Raw genomic sequence first — 21402 nt, 5'->3', positions numbered from 1 at the left:
GGACGTATAGGTAATGTCACGAATTGCCCATGACAGGTGTCATTGCTTGTTGGCGTAGCCAACCGTTGGATTCCACTCCCAGACTTTCTGGCAGGCAGGCCATCCTGGTTTATAGTCCACGCGGGGACGGCGCTTTTGTACCCATCGGATTGCCTGCTCGATTTCGTCGAGGACGCTGTCGAGATTCCAATTGATGCATGAGTCTGTGAACCGCAGGACTATCCAGCCGTGCAGCGTGCCGGAGTTGGTCTTCCAACGATCTGAGATGAATGAGTCCTCGTTCGCGTGGTACTTCTCGGAGTCGACTTCGATGGCTATTTTCCACTGGTCAAGTAGGATATCGAAGCAGTAGGGGCCGATGAAGTGGTTCATTCGGATCCGGTACCCGCGCTTAATCAATGGGCGAGCCAGCTTGCGCTCGAGTTCGCTGCATGCGCCGATCGGCGTGGTGGCGATGGTTTCACGCAGCCATGCGGGGACTTTCCGCATCCGGCTGAGGTCGTGGTTGAGTCGCTTCTCGCCGTCCCGGCCGGCGTAGTGTGTTTCCAGGATTCTGCGTGCATAGTCTTTTGAAGCTCGTGCTGCCCAGAGTGCTTCGACAACTGGAAGGCCATTGATGCTGGTGCAGGCCGGCAGGCGGCTATGCCTAATAGAGAAGGTTTCGGCCTGAACTGATCCCGCGCCTTCCGTCTGGATAGGAAATGTCAGGGGAAGTCTCAAGTGGATTTGAGCTGCGCTTTTACCGCTTAGAGCAATCTTTTTGTAATGCCCTGTGATTGCTCGGGCGACTGAGGCGGGAGAGTGGTCGTCAATGTAGAGGCCACGTACTAATTTAGTTAGTCTGCCTTGTTGTAGGAGGGCTCTGGTCTTTTTCTCTCCGATGCCGAGTGCACGTAACTCGGCCGTGGTGAAACTTCCCATGGTCGGGACTCTAAGCCTTTTTGATTCAGGGGCTTTTCTTTGAGAGAGGCTCCGCGTCCAATCTGTGGACAACTTTCAAGGTGTGGATAATCCAGGCCGCCCGCAGCCGCGCAGCCGCAGCCTCAACCTCAACCTCGTACCCGCGGACCATCGATAAGACGGCTTGCGCTTCACCAGGAGCCAGTCGCTGCGTACCAAGGGCCAGCTGGTGAAGCGGAACCCCGCCTGCGGTGCCTGCGGTGCCTGTGCTGGCCCCAAATCCCCACAGCCACCCCAAAGCCCAGGGAAGCGAGCATAACCAGCCCATGTAAAGCAGCCTTCGCTACGCTGGGAACTATGGCATTTGCAGCAGAGCAACCCGTCCTCGCGCACTCGGAGTTCCGTCCCGTCGGTGAAGTCGAGCGCGCGGAGGGAACCTTCGAGGTCATCAGCGAGTTCGAGCCCTCGGGCGACCAGCCGCAGGCAATCGCGGAACTGTCGGAACGCCTGGACAGAGGCGAGCGCGAGGTCGTCCTGATGGGTGCCACGGGTACCGGTAAATCAGCCACTGCGGCGTGGCTGATCGAAAAGGTGCAACGGCCAACCCTCGTCATGGCGCCGAACAAGACTCTGGCGGCTCAGCTGGCCAATGAGCTCCGCAGCCTGCTGCCAAACAACGCGGTCGAGTACTTCGTTTCCTACTACGACTACTACCAACCAGAGGCCTACATCGCGCAGACCGATACCTATATTGAAAAGGATTCCTCCATCAACGAGGATGTGGAGCGCCTGCGCCACTCGGCTACTTCAGCGCTGTTGTCGCGTCGCGACGTAGTCGTCGTCAGCTCTGTTTCTTGCATCTATGGTCTGGGTACCCCGCAGTCTTACCTCGACCGTTCGGTGTGGCTGAAGGAGGGCGAGGAAGTCGATCGCGACCAGTTCCTGCGCCTTTTGGTGGACATTCAGTATGCCCGCAATGATATCGCCTTTACCCGCGGCACCTTCCGAGTAAAAGGCGACGTGGTCGACATCATCCCGGCCTACGAAGAAAAGGCCGTGCGAGTGGAGTTCTTCGGCGACGAGATTGATTCGCTGTACTACCTCAATCCAGTCACAGGCGACGTCATCGACCAAGCCCCTGAGCTGCGCATTTTCCCTGCTACGCACTACGTCGCCGGCCCGGAGCGCATGGAACGTGCCGTCGCGGACATCAAGGCCGAGCTCGCCGAACGCCTGGCAGACCTAGAAAACCGCGGTAAGCTGCTGGAAGCACAGCGTCTGCGCATGCGCACGGAGTACGACCTCGAAATGATCGAGCAAGTCGGCTTCTGCTCCGGTATTGAGAACTACTCGCGCCACATCGATGGTCGCGCGCCGGGCTCGGCCCCCGCGACGCTCATCGACTATTTCCCGGAGGACTTCCTCACTATCATCGATGAGTCGCACGTCACTGTGCCGCAGATTGGCGGCATGTTCGAGGGCGATGCCTCCCGTAAGCGCAACCTCGTCGACTTTGGTTTCCGCCTCCCGTCGGCGCTGGATAACCGGCCGCTGACGTTCGATGAATTCGATGCCCGAGTGGGCCAGGTCGTGTTCATGTCCGCAACGCCGGGTGACTATGAGCTCGAGAAGGCCGGTGGTGAGTATGTGGAGCAGGTCATTCGTCCGACTGGGCTGGTGGATCCCAAGATCGTCGTTAAGCCGACTGAGGGACAGATTGATGATCTGATTGGCGAGATCCGAAAGCGCACCGAGCGTGACGAACGCGTCCTCGTGACCACCCTGACGAAGAAGATGGCGGAGGACCTGACCGACTACCTGCTCGAAAATGGCGTGCAAGTGCGGTATATGCACTCGGATGTGGATACGCTCAAGCGCGTTGAGCTGCTGCGACAGTTGCGTCTCGGTGAGTACGACGTGCTGGTCGGTATTAACCTGCTGCGCGAGGGCCTCGACTTGCCCGAGGTTTCTCTGGTGGCAATCCTCGACGCTGACAAGGAGGGGTTCTTGCGTTCGGAGCGTTCGTTGATTCAGACGATTGGTCGTGCCGCGCGAAACGTTTCCGGCGAGGTGCACATGTACGCCGACAAGATCACCGATTCCATGCAGTTCGCCATCGATGAGACGGAGCGGCGCCGCGAAAAGCAGATCGCGTACAACACCGAGCATGGTATCGATCCGCAGCCGCTGCGCAAGAAGATTGCGGACATTCTGGATCAGGTTTACGACAACGCTGACACTGATTACGAAGGCAAGACCGGTGCGCCCGCCGATGCGCTGCTCTCGCGTGCCGACGGCTCGGGCGCGGCCGATGGTGCCAGCGGTAAGCAGATGCCGCGGGCTGAGCTCGAGGCTCTTATTGCAGATTTGTCGGAGCAGATGGCCGCGGCTGCGCGTGAGTTGAAGTTCGAGCTCGCGGGGCGCTTGCGCGATGAGATTTTCGACCTCAAGAAGGAACTTAAGGGGATGATTGAGGCCGGTGTCGAGTAGTTTTTTGCTACTGTTGTGGGAAGTAAAACAGTGTATTCGCGAAAGTGCCTCTGGCCAGTGGGTTCGGGGCAACGACGGCGTTACGCACGATGAACTGTTTTAATGCAACTTCCACAGTGAGGGATAGTTTTCATGAGTGATTACAAGACCATTGTTGTCGGCACGGATGGTTCTAAGTCGTCGCTGCTCGCAGTAGAGCGCGCTGCCTCGATTGCTGCCGCTTTCGATGCCACCCTAGTTATCGGCTGCGCTTACTACGAGACTGCAGAGGATGCGTCCAAGACCCTGCGCCAGGATTCGGTCCAGGTCCTCGGTGATGACCCGGCTCAGAAGAACCTGGCTGCTGCTAAGGAGGCCGCAGAGGCCGTCGGCGCGACCAAGGTTGAGACTGAAGTTCGCTCGGGCTCCCCGGTTGAAGCTCTGATGTCGCTGGTCACTGACCGTCGCGCGGACCTGCTGGTGGTTGGTAACCGTGGTATTAACTCGCTGACTGGTCGTCTGCTGGGCTCCGTGCCGGCGGATGTTGCTCGTCAGTCGGACTGTGATGTCATGATTGTTCACACTGTGAGCTAATAAAACCGTGAGCTTACAAAACGGTGAGCTAACAATTTAGCTTTCGTTTTAAACCGGCGCCTCTGAGTTGAGGTGCCGGTTTTTCTATTGCCGTCCGGTGATAACTCCTTCTTCAACTACAAAAGGCCAGCTAATTCCATTTCTAGTTAAGACCTGGTTGCGAAGGGATTCAGGAAGAACTTCGGTACGGCTGCCATAGCCCATGAGGTACTCGTCAAAAGCGGGCAGTCGAAGCGTCAGTGAAAGCGCGGCTTCAAGCTCGGCCTCAGTTACGTTCTGCTGCCATGCCGGCATGAAGTACTCATTTTGCGTGAGGGGTTCGCCGGTGAATTCTGTGTCAGTTGGCGCGTGCGAAGAGGCGGAGGAATCGAGGGAGAAAGGAACTATTAAGTGGTCGATAAGCTTAAGGGCCTTTTTCGCTTGAGTTTTCGTCAGTCCCAGCCACCACGCGAAGTCAGCTACACAGATAGGTCCGCGGGAATCAACATAGCGCCAGGCAATGTCGGCCAGCGTGGATTCAGCTGAGTGTCCTGTGCTGGAGCCCTCTGTGGTTTTTTCTGAGAGGCCGCCTTTGAAAGTTACGTCGGTAAGCAGGACGAAGGTATCTTGGGCTCCTTTTCGTGGCCCTTGGATGACAGCGCCTTCGCCGCCGAATGTGCGCAGTAGGTGAGGGCCTCTTTGTTCCGTGGGGTCTATTCCATGATCTGCGAAAACCTCATAGGCTTCGGTCCGAGTCAGCGGGTCGGACAGACCACGTGAGCGCAATTCGGAATGAAATGCTGCCCGTGCGGTCTGCACATCATCTTGAGAAAGTCCGAGTGTCGTACGGCGTCTTGCTGCCGCCTTTTCGATGCGCGGATTCGTCAACCTCATAATTGCTTCCGCGTCTTGTGCTGAAACAAAGTGCAGGGTGCCTCGTTGAGACCAACAGCGAACGATGTCGAAAGAAGAAATGGCTGCTAAAACATCGTCGGAGGTGCTGCCACTGCGTAGGGCGATGGCATTAACACCGTTCGAATAATTCTGCCCTTGTAGAGCAACCATGCCATGCGTTGCTGATAATGCAGGCGACTTGAGATTTGTATTCCAATCGCTGCGTGCTTGACTTGCAGCTAACCTCTGGGCAATGAGACGGCGTGCGCGAAGTTCAGCTAACTGAGGTAGATAGTTTTGGGACATTATGTCTCACTCATTCTGTACGGCACTATCCTCGTCATTCTAACCATTGCAGCTCCGGCAAAACGCTCGACTGCTGAGGCGCCACAACAATTAGTCCCTGGGTCGCACGAGTCAGTGCAACATACAGGTCCTGTAGCCCCTGCGGAGATTGCGCCACAATCTGGTCGGGCGCGACGACGATGACCTCGTCGAATTCCAGGCCCTTTGAGGTCGTGATGTCGTAGACCGCGCAGTTGGTGAGTTTGTTGGGGCGAGTAGCAGGTGCGTCATTGGCGCTAGTCGCGTCGGCAGCATTAGAGCCACCAGCCCCGCCATCTTCACCATCTCCACCAGTTCGGCCAGCGAGAAAATCCCGCACCTCCGCGCGCGTGGCGTCGAGCAACTCTGCCGGGGCGATGACCGCGACCAGGCGATCCGGTTGTGCAACCCGCTCCACATGTGCCAACGCCTCCGTCACGGTGCGAGCCTGAACAGGCTTGCGGCCGGTCGCGCGAATCGACTGCGGCGCCTCCAGCTCCGAATCAATCTCAGCCAGGACGCTGGCGGCAACCTCCATCACCTCAGCAGGGGTGCGGTAGTTGACGGTCAGCTCGTGGAGATGCCACCTCGAGCCGATGATCGGTTCCAGCACATCGTCCCAGGTCGCGGCACCTGCGGGTGAGCCCGTCTGGGCCACGTCGCCGACGAGGGTCATCCAACCATTGGGGCTGCGGCGGCGCAGCATGCGCCAGGCCATCGCGGAGAGTTCCTGAGCCTCGTCGACGATGACATGGCCGTAGGCCCACAGGCGATCCGCCGCCGCCCGCTCGGCGGTGGATCGCAGGTCGCGCTCACGGTGGCGTTCGGCCAGTGCCTCGGCATCGATGACGTCGTACGCAGATAGAATCTCGGCCTCGAAGCCGTCGTCAAGGTCCTGGGACGCAGAGCTGGACAGGGTATCCAACGCGCCCTGCGCCTCCTCGACGCGGGCCTGCCAATTCTCGTCATCGGTCTCCGCTTCACCAACCGGGCCGAGGAGCTCCGCCAGCTCGTCGAGAAGCGGGGCGTCGGAAGGCATCCAGTCGGTGCCTTCCGGCCGGTAGAGAGCCTCGCGCGTCAGCTCGTCGTAATCGCTGGCGGCGTAGTCGATGGCCTCGCGGGAACTCAGCAGTTCCGACAGCACCTGCTCGGGTGTGAGTGCGGGCCACAGCTCGTCGAGGATGTCAGCGACTGCTCCGGATTCGTCAATTTCGTCGCGCAGGTCGGCAACGTCGGTCACGGACAGCAGGTTTTCGCCGCCCAGCGGGTCGGCGCCAATGACCTCGGCCATCTGTGCGGCCAGGAGTTCCACCACGTGATCCCGGAAAATCGGACGTGCCAGATTATGTGGTTTACGAGTCCGCCGCGCACGCGTTCGCGCGGCTTTCACCATCTCTGGCGTGATGGTCAGGATGATGTTGTCGTTACGGACTTCAAACGACTCCGCGGGGAGCTCCTGGTAGGCCCGCACGGCTTCGCGCAGGATAGTGAGCATCTCCATCGAGCCCTTAACTTCCTGCGCAACCAGGGGTTCGGGGTTGTGCCCGTCGATAAGCGCGTTGGACGCGCGTACGCCGGGGTAGAGATCGGCGATGGTGGTCAGCACCACGCCTGTTTCGCCGAGGCTCGGCAGCACGCGGGAAATGTAGTCGAGGAAGGTCGTGTTCGGGCCGATGATGAGGACACCGGTTTTCGCCAGCTGATCGCGGTAGGTGTAGAGAAGCCACGCGACGCGATGCAGCGCCACCGCCGTCTTGCCCGTGCCGGGCCCGCCCTGGACGACCAGGGTGCCGCGGGTGGAATCGCGGATGATGAGGTCCTGCTCGCGCTGAATGGTCTCCACAATGCCGCGCATATGGCCGGTGCGCGCTTGATTCATGACCTCGCGCAGCACCGATTCGCCACCGACACCAGCCTCGACTTCGGTTTCGTGTGCGCTGTCGGCTTCCTCGCCGGAGAGCCATTCGTCGTCAATGCTGCGGACCTTCCGGCCGTGCGTGCGCAGGTGGCGACGCAGGCTGACTCCCTCGGAATGCGCGGTCGTGGCCAGGTAAAACGGGCGCGCACCATCGGCACGCCAATCCATGATGACCGTGCGGTAGTCGTCGTTTTCATCGGACAGGCCGATTCGCCCGATGTATCGCTTATCGACGGTCGCCCCCGGCCCTTCCTCTGCCAAAGGATTGTCGGGGTCTGGGTCATCGATATCGATTCGACCAAAGACCAGGCCAATCTCGGCTGAGCGGTAGCGGTCCAGGTTAGCCTGTAGTCGGTGGTATTCCACCTCGCGTTCAACGCGGGCTTGCGGGTCCGGGTCGTCGATGAGCATGACCTGTCGCAGGTACTCTTGGTCGCGCTCGCGTGCCCGGTCGAGGAAGCTGAACGCGCGATTGACGTAGGCCTGTTCTGCAGCGAGGGTACTCTCTTCTTCTCGCTGTGGTGCTGAACTTGCCTGGTCCGGCAGACCTGCCTGGCCAGTGCGGCCAGTGCGGCCTGTCTGGTCCTGCCCGGGCTCGGATGCGCGCGACGCCAACCTGGTCTCCTCAACAGTTCGTTAAAACTAGTGCTAATTGATGTGCTGAATGAATATAAAAATATGAAAACGCCCCCGCACGCGTAGTGGCGTGGGGAGCGTTTAAGTATACCGCTTTAACTGCGGCAGCAAACTTACTGCAGGCGCTTCTGCGCCTTCTTTGCAGACTTCTTGGCCTCCTTGGAAGCCTTGGCTGCGCGCTTGCGCAGTTCCTTGCGCTGCTTGCGAGTGTCCTTCTTGAGATCCTTGCCCAGGTCCTCGGCGTAGTCGCGAGCGTCCTCAGCGAGCTCGCTAGCCTTGGCAATCCAGTCGTCCTTGTTGTCCTCGACGTAGCCCTTAGCGGTGTCGAAGGCGCCGGTGAGCTGCTCGCGCCAGCCGTCCTTGTTGTCCTCGATGTATTCACGAGCCCCATCGGTGGCCTCAGAAGCGCGGTCGCGGAGCAGGCCGGCCTTTTCGCGGACGTTCTCGCCGGCGGAAGCGAAAGCTGCGCTGACTTCCTCAGTGCGCTGCTCGGTTTCAGACTTGGTCGGCAGGGCAGCCTGAACCTTCTTGTTCAGCTGCTTGCCAGCCTTCTCAGCGCGCCAAGCGACACCCGGCTTGCCGTCGGTGTCAGCGGTAGCCAGGAAGAGGCCACCCAGCAGACCGATGTCGGTCAGGAATCCAGTGCGGCGAGCCGCCTTCTCCTTCGAGTCCTGGGTCTCCCAGAATGCGTGGCGAGCCAGCATCGTCGGAATTTGTGCAGCGACCAGAGCCGTGGCGGACAGACGTGGGGCCTTACCCAGAGCGTAGAGGGAACCGGCGGCAACCTTGGTACCAGCGACGGCCTGAACAACCAGCTTCTCGCTATTTGGCACGTACTTGTTGTACTGGTTCGGGGTTACGGAGCGGACGCGGGCAATCAGGTCGCGTGCGCCCTCTTCATGATCCTTCTGGTTCATCAGCGTGTCGACACCGTCGGCAACGAAAACCGAGGCCAGCATTGGTCGGGCAAACTTGCGAATCATCTAAATTCCATCTCCTTTGTCGTCCAGGTGAAACCGTGTTTTTGGCCACCTGGTCGCTGTAATTCACTATTAATCCTACGCAGCCTGGCCTATTTATGTCGTGGGAATGACGAGTTTTCAGACGCTGCGACTGCATCTAGCGCTACCAACCACGCTCATCCAGCGCTACCAACCACGCTCATCTAGCACTATCAACCACACTTATCCAGCACTACCAACCACGCTCGCGCCAGTTCTCCACCTCGGGGCTCTCGACTCCGACCGTGGTGTCCTTACCGTGGCCGGGGTGAATCACCGAGTCGGCGGGGTAGACGTGGAAGACACGGCTCTCGACATCGTCGATAAGCTGCGAAAAATCCTCGGGCGAGTACGTTTTACCGACGCCGCCGGGGAAGATGCTGTCACCGACGAAGAGGTGGTGTGACGGGGTGTCGTCGGAAAGCGCGCCGGTTTCCTTGGCGGACAGGTCGAGGCAAAGGCCGCCTTTGGTGTGCCCGCGCAGGATGAACGTGGGAAGCGTGATGCCCTGGCCGAACGTAATGGTCTCGCCGCCGTCGAGTTGCTGGTCGGCGGGTTCGGGAATGTCTGCAGCGTCGAGGCTTGACGTGATGTGGCGAGCCGGGAATGCCTGCAGGAGCTCGCGGAGCGCCTGGACGTGATCGCCGTGGGAGTGCGTGGTGACAATCGTGCGGACCTGCGCGCCGACGTGCTCAACCAGGCGGATTAAGTGGTCGGCGTCGGTGGCGGCATCGATAAGTAGGGAATTGTCGGGCTCGCGGGAGTCGACCAAAAGGTAGACGTTGTTTTCCATCGGTCCGACGGAGGTCTTATAAATAGTGACATTGCCGTAGTCAATGCGCTCAACGCCGCGCGTGCTCGGCGAGTTGGAGTAGGGGCTAATTGTAATGACGTCGTTCATGCGCCCCAGGGTAATGAGGTGTCTGTCGGTGCGCTAGGAACGCGACTTAACTGCGAGTCTCTGAACACATGTGCGAAAAATTGGTTATGGACTGTAGACTGGTCGGCAGTGAATCGTCGACGAATTGAGGTTTCCCACTGTGGCTGAACGTCTAGTGGTCAGAGGCGCCCGCGAGCATAACCTGCAGGGTGTTGACATCGATTTGCCCAGAGACAAGATGGTGGTTTTCACCGGTCTGTCGGGGTCGGGTAAATCGTCACTGGCATTTGACACAATCTTCGCCGAGGGCCAGCGCCGTTACGTGGAGTCGCTGAGCTCCTATGCGCGCATGTTCCTGGGGCAGATGGAAAAACCCGATGTAGAGATGATTGAGGGGCTCTCGCCGGCGGTGTCGATCGACCAGAAGTCGACGAACCGCAACCCGCGCTCGACCGTCGGAACCATCACAGAAGTGTATGACTACCTGCGTCTGCTCTACGCGCGCACCGGTACTCCGCACTGTCCGACCTGTGGGGAAGTAATCTCCTCACAGACTCCACAGCAGATTGTCGATCAGGTCATGGAGATGCCGGAGGGCACCAAATTCCAGGTCCTCGCACCCGTCGTGCGTACGCGCAAGGGCGAGTTCGTCGACCTGTTTGAACGCCTCGCATCTGAGGGCTACGCGCGTGTCATCGTCGACGGCGAAATGCATCGCCTAACGGATCCGCCGAAGCTGAAGAAGCAGGTCAAGCATGACATTGACGTGGTTATTGACCGCCTCCAGGTGAAGGAGTCGCAGCAGCGCAGGCTCACCGATTCCGTCGAAACGGCGCTTCTGCTTGCCGACGGCGTCGTGGTCATCGACGCAGTCGGGCTAGAGGCAGATGACCCGCGTCGAACCCAGCGATTCTCGGAAAAGATGGCCTGCCCGAATGGGCACCGCATTGCTATCGATGAGCTGGAGCCACGGTCGTTTTCGTTTAACTCGCCGTATGGTGCCTGCCCGGAGTGCGACGGCATTGGCACCAAGCTGGAGGTGGACACGGACCTGGTCATTCCAGATCCGTCACTGCCGACGATCGAGGCTATTGCGCCGTGGCGACAGACGCTGAACAAGAAGTACTTTGAAAAGTTGGTCGAGGGGCTCGCTACCGAGATGAGCTTCGACCCGACCACGCCTTTCGAAGATCTCACAGCACCGCAGCGTAAGGCCCTGCTGCATGGTTCCAGCCACAAGGTCACGGTGCGCTACCGCAATAGGTACGGCCGTACTCGCCAGTACACCGCGCCGTTTGAAGGCGTGATGCCGTACCTGCACCGCAAGCTGTCGCAGGCAGAGAGTGACTCTCAGAAGGATCGCTTCCAGGGGTACATGCGTGAAGTGCCGTGTCCTGCGTGTAATGGCACGCGTCTGCGGCCAGAAATTCTTTCGGTGACGCTGGATTCGGCGGAGTTCGGGCAGAAGAGTATCGCCGAGCTCACAGAGCTGTCGGTCCACGATGGCTCGGCATTCCTGAATTCGCTGACTTTGGGCAAGCGCGAGGAAATGATTGCCGGTCGCGTTCTGCGTGAGGTGCAGGCTCGTCTGAAGTTCCTGCTGGATGTGGGGCTAGACTATCTGTCCCTGTCGCGTTCGGCGGGCACGCTGTCCGGTGGCGAAGCGCAGCGAATTCGTCTGGCCACCCAGATTGGCTCGGGGCTCGCCGGCGTGCTCTATGTCTTGGATGAGCCGTCGATTGGTCTTCACCAGCGCGATAACAATCGTCTAATCAAAACTCTGAAAAATCTGCGCGACCTGGGCAATACCCTGATTGTGGTCGAGCATGATGAGGATACGATTCGCGAGGCCGACTGGTTGGTCGACATTGGGCCAAAGGCCGGTGAATACGGCGGCCAGATCGTCTACCAGGGTGACCCGTCGGGCATTGTTGACTGCGAGGAATCACTGACAGGTGCGTATCTCTCGGGTCGTCGGGTATTGGCAGTGCCGGAGAACCGGCGTGCGATTGATAAATCGCGCATGGTGACGGTCAAGGGCGCTCGCGAAAACAACCTGAAGAAGATCGACGTGAAGTTCCCACTCGGTGTGCTGACCTGTGTCACGGGTGTTTCCGGATCAGGCAAGTCCACCTTGGTCAACGAAATTCTGGCCAAGGTGATGAGCAACGAGCTCAACGGTGCTCGTCAGGTGCCGGGGCGACACAGCCGCGTGGAGGGGCTAGATCAGCTGGACAAGCTGGTGCAGGTTGACCAGTCGCCGATTGGTCGCACTCCACGTTCCAACCCAGCGACGTACACCGGCGTGTTCGACAAGATCCGCAACCTCTTCGCAGAGACACAAGAGGCCAAGGTTCGCGGTTATAAGCCGGGCCGGTTCAGTTTCAACGTCAAGGGCGGTCGCTGTGAGGCGTGTAAGGGCGACGGCACCATCAAAATTGAGATGAACTTCCTGCCAGATGTCTACGTGCCTTGCGAGGTTTGCCATGGCGCGCGCTACAACCGCGAGACGCTGGAGGTTCGCTACAAGGGCAAGACCATCGCTGAGGTGCTGGATATGCCCATCTCCGAGGCAGCGGAGTTCTTCGAGCCGATTCAGTCGATTGCGCGCTATCTCAATACGCTTGTCGACGTCGGCTTGGGCTATGTCCGTCTCGGACAGGCGGCAACCACGCTCTCGGGTGGTGAGGCTCAGCGCGTGAAGCTGGCCAGTGAGCTGCAGAAGCGCTCCAATGGCCGGACGGTCTACATCTTGGATGAGCCGACCACGGGTCTGCATTTTGAGGACATCCGCAAGCTCATGTTGGTGTTGCAGGGCCTGGTGGACAAGGGCAACACCGTCATTGTCATTGAGCACAATTTGGATGTCATCAAGTCTGCGGATTGGATCATCGACATGGGGCCGGAAGGCGGCTCCGGCGGTGGCACGGTGGTTGTAGAGGGCACGCCGGAGGATGTCGCGAACTGTTCCGGTTCCCACACCGGGCAGTACCTGAAGCCGCTGCTTAAGTAGCTTAGGTAGTCGGCTCGTTTCCGTCGGAAATTCCTGGACCGTCGGTGCGGGTGATGCCTTCCAGTCTGTCAGCAGCGGGGTCGGTATCGGCAGCATCGGCATTTGCGGCAGCGGCAGCGCCGACAGCGTCAGAATCGCTGGCGGTGCCGTCACGGTCCGCTGCCGCTGGTTCCTCGGCATTCTTCTGCTTTGCCCCGGAGACCGCCATGGCCAGCAGGATCAGACCACAGCCGAGGAACGCCAAGGCGCGGATAACGCCATCGAGCGTTGCCATGTCGTAGAAGATCAGCTTGACGATAGACAGCGCCGCAATGGTCAAACCCGCTGCCAGTCGCGCCGGAATGTGGTGGAACCTCTTCGATAGCACCAGCATGCCGGCAATCGTGGCCCAGAAAATACTCAGCAACATGTGTGCGGCGTTGAAGCTCACGCCAATAGTTGTAAGCAGCACGATAAATGGCATACCCAGCGCAGCCAGGCCGATCAGTGCAAAAGCTGGCGGCAGCTGCGACCTCGCCGCCGTCACGGCCAGGCCGACATCGGCGCACAGCAGGAACAACAGCGAAAGCATTTCTGCCCACGTTGCCGAGTAGTCAGCCGCAGCACCGGCATTCAACGCTGCGGGCAGGATGTAGAGGTGTACTACCGTTGCGCCGAGCAGCCAGGTCAGCGCCGCAATCTTTGTATAGGGTGCGACGGCATCCCGCGTTGGCTCAGGAGCTTGTAGGCGTGCACCAATCGCGCTGTACTTCGGTGCTGTGGCCAGCGCCCAGACAAAGAGCGCGGCACCGATGGAGATTGGGATGAGACCCCAGGTGTGGGTTCCAGTACCGGCTCCTGCGTCCCCTTCTGGGCCCGCCACCGCGAGTGCAAGCCAGGGCAGAATTGCCGTGGCCAAGGCCATTGGGGCGAGATAGCGGAAGATGGCACGGTTCCAAAGGAATACCGCGGCAATTGCGATGAACAGCACGAATCCGCCGTAGAACAGCAACCAGAGGCTGGAGGTGGACTGTGTGGCGTTGACCGTTGGGACTGCGGCTACAACCGGAGTCGAGAAGGCAACTACTGACGTGATGGTGACCAGATCGTCTTCCCAAGTACTGGTCTCCGAAGGCTCGTCGTCAAGCTCGGGAGTGAGTTGGCGCGCCAACGCCAGCGGACCGAACTGGGCAAACACGAAAAGGGCAATGGTGAGTGCGGCGATTGCAGGCATCACCAGTGCATTATTGGTCGTGATCACGCCGATGAGAACGTTTGCGCCGAGCAGGAATGCGACTACGTACTTCCGGAAGGGGATGTTCAAGAAGCAGACGATAGCGGCGATAACCATCAGTTGAAGGGTGATTTGTGCGAGCGAAGAGCTCAGCGGGCGGGCGTGGAAGTTGAGGCCGATCGTCGCCCACAGCATTAATCCGGTGTTGATTGTGATGGCCCACGTGGCGGTTGCGCTCGACTTTGTCCACCGCGCGCCGTATAGGCCGACGGCGGCGAAAGGCAGCATGATGACCAGCGTCGCCGCCACCGGAATCCAGTCGAGGAGGTAGGACATCGACATCGTTGTCAGGTGCGCAGCGGCTAGCGACGTCGCAATCAATGCCGTTACGCCAGCAGGCGGTGCTTGACGACGGTGCGCTCGCACAGCCGCGACCGCGAGCACGGTGGCCAACAAGTAAGCCAGAACCACACGCCCGGCCGGTCCAATCAGGCCGGATTGGATTGCAACCGCGACGAAGAACGCGATACCGGCAGCGGTAATGAGACCACCGAAGATGGCAATAATCTTGATGATCGCCTTCTCGTTGCGCCACCAGGGTTCGCGGGGCTCGCGAGGTTCACGCGGTGCCTCCGGCAGCTTCGGCGGCGGGGCCGAGCCGGTTGGGGAAGACTGCGGCGAGAGAGAAGACTGCGGCGACTTCGAATCCCGCCGCCACTGGTGGGCAGAGGGGAAGCCGAACATCGGCTGCGCAGTTGCGCCGCTCTGTGGCAGGGGAGCTGGTTGATTCCGCCAGTCCGCTTGTGTTGGCGGTGGCTGCGGATTGTGTTGAGGTGCCCCTTGGGGCGCAGCATGGGGCGGCGCTTGAGGTGTCCGCTCAGGCGCCGATTTAGGTACCGCTTTAGGTGCCGACGCAAACTCCGTTCCCGTAGTTTGAGGCGCGCTCGGTGCAGTCGGCGCTTGCCCGCTTGCCTGCGAAAGGCGCACCTGCCAAGTTCGGGTGAGCCGAGCCAGCCGAAGCGAGCTGGCCTCCAAATCTGCCAGAGCATGGGAAAGCTCTGAGACGGAGTCGCCGGTCAGGACAAAATCTCCGGTCGGAGGCTTGCCGTATCGGGCGGAATGCTGATTAGGATTGGTGTTCTCGGCTTTAGGGTCAAAGCCGTTGGAGCCAGTATTCATGGTGACGACTTTAATCGTGTTTGGCCTAAAAACTATGGAGAGAATCTACCAATCTGATTACAATTCCGATTGCGCTTTTTAACGCTCAGTAGTGCGCCGGGGGAGCTGATGGTGAACAACCTGGCGTAAGAGTCGGTTTTGGTATGCGAGAACGCTTGTGTTAACATCTCGTCTACGACCGCCAGAATGTGATGCTTCTTGCTGCCTTCGGGGAGCATTTAGTCGCATTCGGCAGCGAAGAGGATTTAAGTCCCACCCTGGGTGCGCCAAAGAATTACGGTAGCGCCGGGGTCCACCCTAATCGGTGATGTCACGTCGCACGATTGGAAGGCGTCCTTATACAGTGTGTAGTAATCCGCTGTAGACGCGTGGCTTTTCTTCCTTTCCCGCTTGCTATCGCGGTTTGAAACGAAGATTGTTCAGGTTCAACCTAGGAGGCCACATCAGCGCTGAAGCTCGTATTAACGAGGATATTCGAGTACCGGAAGTCCGCCTTGTAGGACCGAATGGTGAGCAGGTGGGCGTTGTCCGCACCGGTGACGCACTCAAGCTCGCTTACGAAGCAGACCTTGACCTGGTTGAGGTTGCTCCGCGAGCAAAGCCGCCGGTCGCCAAGATTATGGACTACGGCAAGTTCAAGTACGAACAAGCCCAGAAGGCACGCGAGGCTCGAAAGAACCAGCAGCAGACTGTGGTCAAGGAGCAGAAGTTCCGTCCGAAGATTGATGACCACGACTACGAAACCAAGAAGAACAACGTTGTTCGTTTCTTGGAGAAGGGTTCGAAGGTCAAGGTCACGATTATGTTCCGTGGCCGTGAACAGTCTCGTCCAGAACTGGGATTCCGCCTGTTGGAGCGTCTGGCCGCCGATGTCGAAGAGTACGGCACCGTCGAGTCTCGCCCGAAGCAGGACGGTCGCAACATGACTATGGTCCTGGGGCCGGTTCGGAATAAGGGTAAGAAGTAACCGACCTGACCAGAAATGGTTGTAAACGAGATTTTTGCGCCACGAGCGTCAAAGATCGGTAGGGGAGAGTTTTAACATGAAGCAGAAGACCCACAAGGGCACCGCAAAGCGCATCAAGGTTACCGGTTCCGGCAAGCTGCGCCGCGAGCAGGCTAACCGCCGCCACCTCCTGGAGGGCAAGCCGTCCACTCGTACCCGTCGCCTGAAGGGCACTACGGACGTTGCTAAGTCGGACGTCAAGCGCGTCAAGCGTCTGCTGGGCAAGGCTTAATTTTTCAAGTCTCGTCCCAGGGCAATCGCCCTCTTAATTTCACTAGTTCTTAAAGACAACGAAAAGGAAGTATCACCGTGGCACGTGTGAAGCGGTCTGTTAACGCTAAGAAGAAGCGTCGCGAAGTTCTCGATTCCGCAAAGGGCTACCGTGGTCAGCGCTCTCGCCTGTACCGCAAGGCCAAGGAGCAGATGCTCCACTCCAAGACTTACGAGTTCCGCGATCGCCGCCACCGTAAGGGGCAGTTCCGTCGTCTGTGGATTCAGCGCATCAACGCTGCTGCCCGCGCTAACGACATCACCTACAACCGCTTCGTCCAGGGCCTGAACCTGGCTGGCGTTGAGGTTGACCGTAAGAACCTGGCTGAGCTGGCTGTCAACGACCCGCAGGCATTCGCTGCTCTGGTCAAGGTTGCTAAGGACGCTCTGCCGGAGGACGTCAACGCTCCTGCTGCTAAGTAAAGCAGCTACGAGGTAACTCGTACGTAGCGTCGGCAAGCGCCTGCGACTGGCAGCGCGGTCTTGCCAACATCTTTGAAAAAACCACCGTCGATTGGGTTTATGAATAACCCCGGCGGTGGTTTTTCGTATCCGCACTGGCGGTTATGAATCCCGAATCGCATCGCTAGGATTAATCACTATGAACTCTGCGCTGTACTTCAACGACGAGCCGTTTACTCCCCGCACTCCACGCGTCTCGGCGGCTATTCAGCTCCACCGTGCGGCCAAGCGGAAGAAGTCCGGGCGCTTCCTCGTCGAGGGCTTCAATTCCGTCGATGCGGCTATCCGCGCAGAGGCCGTCGTGGAAATCTTCGTCACGGCACCCGCCGCCGAGCAGTTCCGTGAGCTGCTCACGGGGTATCTCGGATCTTGGACGCAGCGTAAGTCTGTTTCGCTTATCGACGACTCCGCCGCCCGCTCATTAAGCGAAACCGTCACCACTACCGGGCTTTTCGCCGTCTGCGACACAGGTGTGGTGTCCACTTCGTTGGAGGAGGCCATTGAGGTTGGAAAGCAGTCCGGTTGTCTGGTGATTCCGGTGGAGTGCAATGACCCGGGCAATGTTGGCACGATTGTGCGCATGACTGATGCCCTCGGTGCTGGTGCGGTGATCCTTGCTGGCGATTCGGTTGACCCTTTGAACTCGAAGGCCGTGCGTTCCTCTGCGGGGTCTGTTTTCCATACACCGGTCGCACGCGAGCGCGATATCGATGTCGTTGTGGAGAGAGTCAGGGAAGCGGGCTTTGCCACCCTCGCTACGGCGATGGATGGCGCTCTCACACTCGGCGTTGATGCGCTTCCCGACGGTCCCGTCGCCTGGCTTTTTGGCAACGAAGCACATGGCCTGTCGGAGGAGATTACGGCCTCGGCGGGGGCGAGTGTGGCCATCCCGATTAAGGGCGAGGCGGAGTCGTTGAACCTCGCCACCGCAGCGGCTATGTGCCTGTGGGAGACGGTTCGGGGTAAGTAGGAAACCTCGATGGTGAGGTGCGTGCACGCGTGCAGTTATCCTCGACTATGATTGTTCCATCACAAGAACTGATAGTCCTATATAGAAGTGGTTGACACGTGAGCGATTCGCCAAATCCTATCGATCTTTCCGAGGACGCCCTCCAGGCGGCTGCGCAGAAGGCCACGGATGCCTTTGACGCTGCCGGCAACCTGGATGAGCTTTCTGCCGCCCGTCGTGAGCACTTGGGGGATGAAGGTTACATTCCGCAGGCTCGCCGCGCGCTGGGCTCTATTCCGAAGGCTGAGCGCAAGGATGCTGGTCGTCGCGTGAATGTTGTTCGCGGAGCCGTCGAGAAGCACTATGCAGAGCGTCTTGCGGTGCTGGAGGAAGAGGAAAACGCGCGCCGTCTGGTCGCGGAGCGCATCGATGTGTCGGTGGACACCACGCGAGGCCAGCGTGGCGGTATGCACCCAATTACTATCCTGTCCGAGCAGATCGGTGACATCTTCGTGGGCATGGGGTGGGAAGTTGCCGAGGGCCCGGAGGTCGAAGCCGAGTACTTCAACTTTGACGCGCTGAACTTCCTGCCGGATCACCCGGCTCGTACCCTGCAGGATACTTTCCACATTGCGCCGGAAGGATCCAAGCAGGTGCTGCGTACGCACACCTCTCCAGTTCAGGTTCGTACTCTGCAGTCGCGTGACCTGCCAATTTACGTTATCTGCCCGGGGCGTACCTTCCGTACCGATGAGCTCGATGCCACCCACACCCCGGTCTTCCACCAGGTCGAGGGGCTCGCTGTGGACAAGGGCCTGACCATGGGGCACCTGCGCGGCACGCTGGATCACATGGCAAAGGCGCTGTTCGGTCCGGAGACCAAGACCCGTATGCGCACCAACTATTTCCCGTTCACCGAGCCGTCGGCTGAGGTTGACGTCTGGTTCCCGAACAAGAAGGGCGGTGCCGGCTGGATCGAGTGGGGCGGCTGCGGCATGGTGAACCCGAACGTGCTGCGGGCCTCCGGCATTGACCCGGAGGTGTACTCGGGCTTCGCGTTCGGCATGGGCCTGGAGCGCACCCTGCAGTTCCGCAACGGTCTGACCGACATGCGCGACATGGTCGAAGGCGACGTTCGCTTCACGCAGCCGTTCGGTATCCGCGGCTAATTCACTGACCTACAGATAGGAGTTTTACTTACATGTTCATTCCACAGTCGTGGGTCACTGAAATCGTTCGCGGCCCAGAGAACACCATCAACCCGGACTGGTCCGTTACCCCGGACGAGCTGGATGAGGGCTTTGTCCGCGTTGGTTTTGAAACCGAGGGGCACGAGCCGCTGGAGAAGATCGAAGGTCCGCTGGTTTTCGGTCGTGTCGACCACATTGAGGAGCTCGAGGGCTTCAAGAAGCCAATTCGCTTCTGTCAGGTCAACGTCGGCGATGCCAATGGCACCGGCGAACTGCAGGAGATTATCTGTGGTGCCCGCAACTTCGAAGAGGGCTCGATTGTCGTCGTCGCACTGCCGGGCTGCGTGCTGCCGGGTGGTTTCGAGATTTCCGCACGGAAGACCTACGGCAAGGTTTCCAACGGCATGCTCTGCTCCGAAGCTGAGCTGGGCATGACCGATTCCTCCGCGGGTATTCTGACGCTCCCGTCGGCCCCGGCTGAGCTGGGTTCGTGCGCCAAGGAGTTCATCGGTCTCGATGACGAGAAATTCGAGGTCAACATCACTCCGGACCGCGGTTATGCGCTGTCGGCCCGCGGTCTTGGCTGCGAGATTTGCTCCGCATTCAACCTCGACTTCGCCGATCCGGCCAAGGTCAAGGAGCTACCGGTCGAAGGTGAGATCCTGGATGTCACCATCGACGAGGACACCGACACCCGCCGCTTTGGTCTGCGCCGTGTCACCGGCATCAATCCGAACGCCGAGACCCCATGGTGGATGCGCCGCCGCCTGCTGCTGGCTGGTCAGCGTCCGGTCAACGTGACCACGGACGTCACCAACTACGTGATGCTGCTGCTCGGTCAGCCGATGCACGCCTTCGATGGCTCTAAGATCGCTGGTGGCCTGCACATCCGCAACTCTAAGGCCGGCGAGACTCTGACGACTCTCGACCACGTGGACCGCAAGCTCGACCCGGCGGACGTCGTCATCTGCGACGACAACGGTATTCAGTCACTGGCCGGCATCATGGGCGGACTTACCTCCGAGATTGCCGACGACACCACCGATGTGGTCTTCGAGGCCGCCAACTGGTCGCCGCTGCACGTCTTCCGCAGCGGTCGCCGCCACAAGCTGAGCTCCGAGGCTTCACGACGTTTCGAGCGCGGCGTGGACACCGCCCTTGTCGAGCCGGCTCTGGACTTGGCCTGCCAGCTGCTCGCTGACATCGCCGGCGGCACTATCGACACTGGTCGCACCCTGCTCGGCGAGGTTGCCACCATGCCGACTATTGACTTTGCCGTCAACCGCGCCAGCGAAGTTGCGGGCGTTGATTACCCGCGTGAAACCGTCATTGGTCGCCTGCGCGAGGTCGGTTGCGAGGTCGTTGACAACGGTGACCGCCTGGCTGTCACTCCGCCAACCTGGCGCTCGGATCTGACCATGTCCGCTGATCTGGTTGAGGAAATCCTGCGACTGGAGGGTCTGGAAGACATTCCGGTTATCCTTCCAATCGCTCCGGCCGGTCGCGGTCTGACCGAGCGTCAGCTGCGCCGCCGCTTCGTCGGTCACGCGTTGGCCCACAATGGCTACCTGGAGATTCTGCCGACGCCGTTCATTGCCAACGATGTATTCGACGTCTGGGGCCTGGACGCTGATGACCCGCGTCGTAACACCGTCAAGGTCATCAACCCGTTGGAGTCCGACCACGCTCAGCTGGGCACGACTCTGCTGCCGTCCATGCTGGAGTCGCTGAAGCGCAATGTTGCTCGCGGCCAGGTCGACCTGTCGCTCTACGGTGTGGAGCAGGTATCCATCGAGCGCGGTAACGGTGTCTCGCCGATGCCGTCGACTGCCGGCTTGCCGAGCGAGGCCGAGCGCGCTGAGCTTCTGGACTCGCTGCCGGAGCAGCCACTGCACGTCGCCACTGTCGCCTGTGGGCGGATCCGCCTGGACAGCCCGTGGGGCAATGAGGCCGCGTACACCGTCGCCGATGCCATCGAAGCTGCACGCATTGTTGCCCGCGCCGCCAACGTCGAGCTGGAGATCCGTAACGCTGAGGTGCTGCCGTGGCACCCGGGCCGCTGCGCTGAGCTGTTTGTCGACGGTCACGTCGTCGGCCACGCCGGTGAGCTGCACCCGAAGGTGTGCAAGGATGCTGGTCTGCCGGAGCGCACCTGCGCTATGGAGATCAATCTCGATGCACTGCCAGTGACGGAGCACCTGCCGGCGCCGGTACTCAGCCCGTTCCCGGCCGTCCACCAGGACGTCGCGCTTGTTGTCAGCGATGAGGTCTCTGCCGCAGAGGTGGAGAAGACTCTGGTGGAAGGTGCCGGTGAGCTCCTCGAATCCATCCGTGTCTTCGATGTTTACCGTTCCGAGCAGATGGGCGAAGGCGTTCGCTCACTGGCGTACTCCCTGCGTTTCCGCGCACCGGACCGTACGCTGAAGGAAGAGGAAGCTTCCGCAGCTCGCGAGGCGGCCATTGAGTTGGCCACTACCCGTCACGGCGCTCAGCTGCGCGGCTAAAAGGGGAGGCCCCAGGGAGAG

The 21402-nt window shown here is 59.8% G+C and carries 15 protein-coding genes; 9 read left to right on the top strand and 6 right to left on the bottom strand.

Annotated features, from left to right (window positions below):
• Nucleotides 1-39 precede the first annotated feature (39 nt).
• Nucleotides 40-921, bottom strand: a complete 882-nt coding sequence (locus tag HMPREF2614_RS02645) for a type IV toxin-antitoxin system AbiEi family antitoxin domain-containing protein (protein WP_038625665.1) — start codon at nt 919-921, stop codon at nt 40-42.
• A 336-nt stretch (nt 922-1257) separates the two neighbouring features.
• On the opposite strand from HMPREF2614_RS02645, the gene uvrB reads away from it, so the two are divergent.
• Entirely contained in the window at nt 1258-3390 is a 2133-nt protein-coding gene (gene uvrB / locus HMPREF2614_RS02635; protein ID WP_038625661.1) for an excinuclease ABC subunit UvrB, read from the top strand.
• A 132-nt stretch (nt 3391-3522) separates the two neighbouring features.
• Nucleotides 3523-3963, top strand: a complete 441-nt coding sequence (locus tag HMPREF2614_RS02630; protein WP_005511992.1) for a universal stress protein — start codon at nt 3523-3525, stop codon at nt 3961-3963.
• Between the two features lie 84 nt (nt 3964-4047).
• Here the strand turns inward: HMPREF2614_RS02630 and HMPREF2614_RS02625 are convergent, their stop codons facing one another.
• From HMPREF2614_RS02625 to HMPREF2614_RS02610, 4 genes are all read right to left on the bottom strand, one after another.
• Complete coding sequence (locus HMPREF2614_RS02625) at nt 4048-5142, bottom strand: DNA glycosylase AlkZ-like family protein (RefSeq protein ID WP_038625658.1); 1095 nt, start codon at nt 5140-5142, stop codon at nt 4048-4050.
• Between the two features lie 34 nt (nt 5143-5176).
• On the bottom strand, nt 5177-7693 hold the full coding sequence (locus tag HMPREF2614_RS02620; protein ID WP_070560068.1) for a HelD family protein: 2517 nt from the start codon (nt 7691-7693) through the stop codon (nt 5177-5179).
• Between the two features lie 134 nt (nt 7694-7827).
• Nucleotides 7828-8697 (bottom strand): DoxX family protein, encoded by an 870-nt coding sequence (locus HMPREF2614_RS02615; RefSeq protein ID WP_070560066.1) that lies wholly within the window; start codon nt 8695-8697, stop codon nt 7828-7830.
• A 211-nt stretch (nt 8698-8908) separates the two neighbouring features.
• Nucleotides 8909-9616, bottom strand: a complete 708-nt coding sequence (locus HMPREF2614_RS02610; RefSeq protein ID WP_070560064.1) for an MBL fold metallo-hydrolase — start codon at nt 9614-9616, stop codon at nt 8909-8911.
• Nucleotides 9617-9755: 139 nt separating this feature from the next.
• Between HMPREF2614_RS02610 and uvrA the strand changes: the two genes are divergently transcribed.
• A complete protein-coding gene (gene uvrA, locus HMPREF2614_RS02605) occupies nt 9756-12608 on the top strand; it encodes an excinuclease ABC subunit UvrA (RefSeq protein WP_070560061.1) in 2853 nt (950 codons plus the stop codon).
• A gap of 1 nt (nt 12609) precedes the next feature.
• Here uvrA and HMPREF2614_RS02600 read toward each other — a convergent pair whose 3' ends face one another.
• A complete protein-coding gene (locus HMPREF2614_RS02600; RefSeq protein ID WP_070560059.1) occupies nt 12610-15000 on the bottom strand; it encodes a DUF2339 domain-containing protein in 2391 nt (796 codons plus the stop codon).
• 415 nt (nt 15001-15415) lie between these two features.
• On the opposite strand from HMPREF2614_RS02600, the gene infC reads away from it, so the two are divergent.
• From infC to pheT, 6 genes are all read left to right on the top strand, one after another.
• Nucleotides 15416-15967: a translation initiation factor IF-3 gene (infC, locus tag HMPREF2614_RS02595; RefSeq protein WP_005511730.1), complete on the top strand. Its 552-nt coding sequence runs from the start codon at nt 15416-15418 to the stop codon at nt 15965-15967.
• Nucleotides 15968-16043: 76 nt separating this feature from the next.
• Nucleotides 16044-16238: a 50S ribosomal protein L35 gene (rpmI, locus tag HMPREF2614_RS02590; protein ID WP_005511726.1), complete on the top strand. Its 195-nt coding sequence runs from the start codon at nt 16044-16046 to the stop codon at nt 16236-16238.
• Between the two features lie 77 nt (nt 16239-16315).
• Complete coding sequence (gene rplT / locus HMPREF2614_RS02585; protein ID WP_005511721.1) at nt 16316-16699, top strand: 50S ribosomal protein L20; 384 nt, start codon at nt 16316-16318, stop codon at nt 16697-16699.
• 178 nt (nt 16700-16877) lie between these two features.
• On the top strand, nt 16878-17708 hold the full coding sequence (locus HMPREF2614_RS02580; protein WP_070560056.1) for a TrmH family RNA methyltransferase: 831 nt from the start codon (nt 16878-16880) through the stop codon (nt 17706-17708).
• Between the two features lie 98 nt (nt 17709-17806).
• The gene (pheS, locus tag HMPREF2614_RS02575; RefSeq protein ID WP_070429629.1) at nt 17807-18856 is read left to right on the top strand and encodes a phenylalanine--tRNA ligase subunit alpha; all 1050 of its coding nucleotides are present in this window, start codon (nt 17807-17809) and stop codon (nt 18854-18856) included.
• Nucleotides 18857-18888: 32 nt separating this feature from the next.
• The gene (gene pheT, locus HMPREF2614_RS02570; protein WP_070560054.1) at nt 18889-21381 is read left to right on the top strand and encodes a phenylalanine--tRNA ligase subunit beta; all 2493 of its coding nucleotides are present in this window, start codon (nt 18889-18891) and stop codon (nt 21379-21381) included.
• Nucleotides 21382-21402: the final 21 nt, after the last annotated feature.

The organism is Corynebacterium sp. HMSC074C11, from assembly GCF_001809455.1.
Taxonomy (GTDB): Bacteria; Actinomycetota; Actinomycetes; order Mycobacteriales; family Mycobacteriaceae; genus Corynebacterium; species Corynebacterium amycolatum.
This window is presented reverse-complemented; position numbering and strand designations above follow the sequence as displayed.

Coding starts and splice junctions, on each gene's coding strand:
- HMPREF2614_RS02645 (WP_038625665.1), bottom strand. CDS start 921: ATGGGAAGTTTCACCACGGCCGAGTTACGTGCACTCGGCATCGGAGAG.
- uvrB (WP_038625661.1), top strand. CDS start 1,258: ATGGCATTTGCAGCAGAGCAACCCGTCCTCGCGCACTCGGAGTTCCGT.
- HMPREF2614_RS02630 (WP_005511992.1), top strand. CDS start 3,523: ATGAGTGATTACAAGACCATTGTTGTCGGCACGGATGGTTCTAAGTCG.
- HMPREF2614_RS02625 (WP_038625658.1), bottom strand. CDS start 5,142: ATGTCCCAAAACTATCTACCTCAGTTAGCTGAACTTCGCGCACGCCGT.
- HMPREF2614_RS02615 (WP_070560066.1), bottom strand. CDS start 8,697: ATGATTCGCAAGTTTGCCCGACCAATGCTGGCCTCGGTTTTCGTTGCC.
- HMPREF2614_RS02610 (WP_070560064.1), bottom strand. CDS start 9,616: ATGAACGACGTCATTACAATTAGCCCCTACTCCAACTCGCCGAGCACG.
- HMPREF2614_RS02600 (WP_070560059.1), bottom strand. CDS start 15,000: ATGAATACTGGCTCCAACGGCTTTGACCCTAAAGCCGAGAACACCAAT.
- rpmI (WP_005511726.1), top strand. CDS start 16,044: ATGAAGCAGAAGACCCACAAGGGCACCGCAAAGCGCATCAAGGTTACC.
- HMPREF2614_RS02580 (WP_070560056.1), top strand. CDS start 16,878: ATGAACTCTGCGCTGTACTTCAACGACGAGCCGTTTACTCCCCGCACT.
- pheT (WP_070560054.1), top strand. CDS start 18,889: ATGTTCATTCCACAGTCGTGGGTCACTGAAATCGTTCGCGGCCCAGAG.